The sequence below is a fragment of the Paenibacillus sp. 01T422 genome, assembly GCF_056398785.1.
This window is the reverse complement of sequence record NZ_JBFTQB010000878.1, coordinates 1-2,703: the sequence shown is the minus strand read 5'-3', so window position 1 is coordinate 2,703 and position 2,703 is coordinate 1. Positions and strand designations below refer to the sequence as shown.

4 protein-coding genes are annotated in these 2,703 nt (G+C 46.6%); all 4 read left to right on the top strand.

Annotated elements, in window-relative coordinates:
- A partial coding sequence (locus AC1DUA_RS32835; protein ID WP_477503723.1) for an Ig-like domain-containing protein occupies positions 1-648 on the top strand: 648 nt, incomplete at its 5' end.
- Between the two features lie 162 nt (positions 649-810).
- Positions 811-1,602: a sugar phosphate isomerase/epimerase family protein gene (locus tag AC1DUA_RS32830; RefSeq protein ID WP_477503722.1), complete on the top strand. Its 792-nt coding sequence runs from the start codon at positions 811-813 to the stop codon at positions 1,600-1,602.
- Between the two features lie 74 nt (positions 1,603-1,676).
- The gene (locus AC1DUA_RS32825; protein WP_477503721.1) at positions 1,677-2,579 is read left to right on the top strand and encodes a glycoside hydrolase family 43 protein; all 903 of its coding nucleotides are present in this window, start codon (positions 1,677-1,679) and stop codon (positions 2,577-2,579) included.
- A 17-nt stretch (positions 2,580-2,596) separates the two neighbouring features.
- Positions 2,597-2,703: chorismate mutase (locus AC1DUA_RS32820; RefSeq protein WP_477503724.1), on the top strand; the 107-nt coding region annotated here is incomplete at its 3' end.

Here is a 2,703-nt window from a genome sequence, read left to right as displayed (position 1 = left end):
GTTGCAACAGCAACGGATGGTTCCGGCGTCCGCGCTGAGAAAGCACTTACGATAAGCGGACAACCTGAAAGTGTTGCAACGATCAACATTACAAGCTCAAATAATGCGTTGGCAATCACTGCAAAAGGCGGGAAGCTGCAGCTGCATGCCGCGGTTCTTCCAGCCAATGCTTCGAATAAAGCCGTGACATGGGCTGTATTTGAAGAAGACGGATTAACGAACACGGATAGAGCGACAATTGATCAGAGCGGCTTGCTCAGAGCTGTAAAAGATGGCAAAGTGAAAGTTGTTGCAACGGCTAAAGATGGGTCTGGCGTCCGAAATGAAAAGGTAATTACAATTAGTGGACAACCGGTAAGTGCTGCATCTATCACGATCACTGGCGCAGGCAATGCCTCCACGATTACCGAGAAAAGTGGAAAGCTGCAGCTACAAGCTGCGGTACTCCCAGCCAATGCTACGAATAAAGCCGTGAAATGGACTGTCTTTGAATCCGATGGTTTAACGATCACGGATAAGGCGACAATCGATCAAAACGGTTTGCTGACAGCTAAGAAAAATGGCATCGTCAAGGTAATTGCAACAGCCAAAGACGGTTCAGCTGTCCGCGGTGAGAAAGTCATTACGTTAAGCGGGCAAAAAAAGTAAAAGCGTAGAGCGGTACTAAGGCTTGCCCGGTTCAACTTCATTGTTGAACCGGGCATTCTTTCTGTACGTACACCTCTAATTTCTTGCCTTTAGAGGTTTTTGACAGGTGAGAGGCGAACTAGTCGATGATTAGCCATTCTTATTACCATTGGAGGGAATACGTTGAAATTACATCTTTTTCACGCGTTATGGGGCATGCCAGGTTCGCTTAGCGAGCAGTTGCAGCGCGCCAAGCAGCATGGCTACGAGGGTATCGAAGCACCTATGCCAAGCCAAGAGCAGCATAATGAATTCATTACGTTGTTGGGCGAACTGCAACTGGCCTACATACCTCAGATTTTCACATCCAACAATCATGAAGAGTCTTTTCAAGAGCAAGTTGAGCGGGCGAAGCAATTCTCGCCTGTGCTAATTAACTCTCACAGCGGGAAAGATTATATGTCTGAAGATGAGCAGAATCGCTTTTTTGAACATGCGTTGCGCGTAGAGAAAGCTGCTGGTATTCAAGTTGCGCACGAAACACATAGAGGACGTATTATGTTCACTCCGAAAGCGACTGCCCGTGTACTGAAACTGTTTCCGGATCTGAAAATTACAGCAGACTTCAGTCACTTCACCTGTGTATGTGAATCGATGTTGTCCGATCAGCAAGAGGATCTTGACCTCATTAAGAGCAGGGCGCTGCATGTTCACGGAAGAGTTGGCTTCGAGGAAGGTCCGCAAGTACCGCACCCGGCAGCACCTGAATATGCCCATTATCTGCAGCAATTTGAAGCGTGGTGGGATGAAATGCTTCACAATACGATCATTCCTGCGCAGCCATTTGCAACATTTACCCCTGAATTTGGCCCACCAGGCTATATGCCGACATTACCTTTTACACGTCAACCCGTTGCGGATCTATTTCAAGTGAACCACTGGATAGCTGAGCGCATCAGGAAAACTTACGAATAAGATGTTGCAGGGGAGCTGCGTTATGCGGCTCTCTTTTTGGCAAGCAGGCATAAATACGAGGAGGATGTACTCGGATGGCTGAAATAACGAATCCCATTGTGCCAGGATTTTATGCAGATCCTGAAGCTAGGACCTACGAGGGCAAGCATTGGATTTACGCTACACGATCTATTACGGCATATACGAGCCAGATGAATCTGGATGCATTTAGTTCCACGGATTTGATCCACTGGGCCAAACATGAAAGCATACTGGCAATGTCAGATTTCCCATGGGTGTGGAGGGCTGTTTGGGCACCAACTATCATTGAAAATAAGGGGAAATACTATCTCATATTTGCCACAAATGATATCCAATCCAATGGCGAAATAGGCGGGCTGGAAATTGCCGTGTCGGACAATCCGGCGGGACCGTTTAGAGGTTATTTAGGGAAACCGCTAGTCGATTGTTTCATTCACTCTGCTCAACCGATTGATGCGCATCTCTATAAGGATGATGACGGCACCATTTATCTCTATTATGGAGGTTGGGGGCATTGCAATGTAGGGAAAATGAATGAAGATATGACCGGCTTTGTTCCTTTTGAAAATGGCGATAACTTCCTGTCTATCACGCCGGAAGGGTATGTTGAAGGGCCTTGTATGATCAAGAACGGCGGCTTTTACTATTTCATGTGGTCCATGGGGAGTTGGGTGGATGGCAGCTATCGGGTGGCCTATGGCACTAGCGAAAGTCCACTGGGACCATTCGAGAACAAAGGCACGATTCTGCAAAAACAAGAACCGATTGCAGAGGGACCTGGTCATCATGGTTATTTGCATTTGCCGGAAACCGACGAGTGGTTAATCGTTTATCATCGTAGAATGATAGGCGACACGGATCCTGGAAGTAGGGTTTTATGTATAGACAAGCTGCAGATCAACCAAGGGAATATTATGCCTGTTACGATGACGAATAGCTGGCGAATAGCGGATTAAACGTGGAGGTACAACAGATGACTAAGCTAGATGAACTAAGAAATGGCATAGACGAAGTCGATCATAAGATCATAGCTTTGCTAGCGCAAAGATTTCAATATACAGAAGAAGTTGGGATCTATAA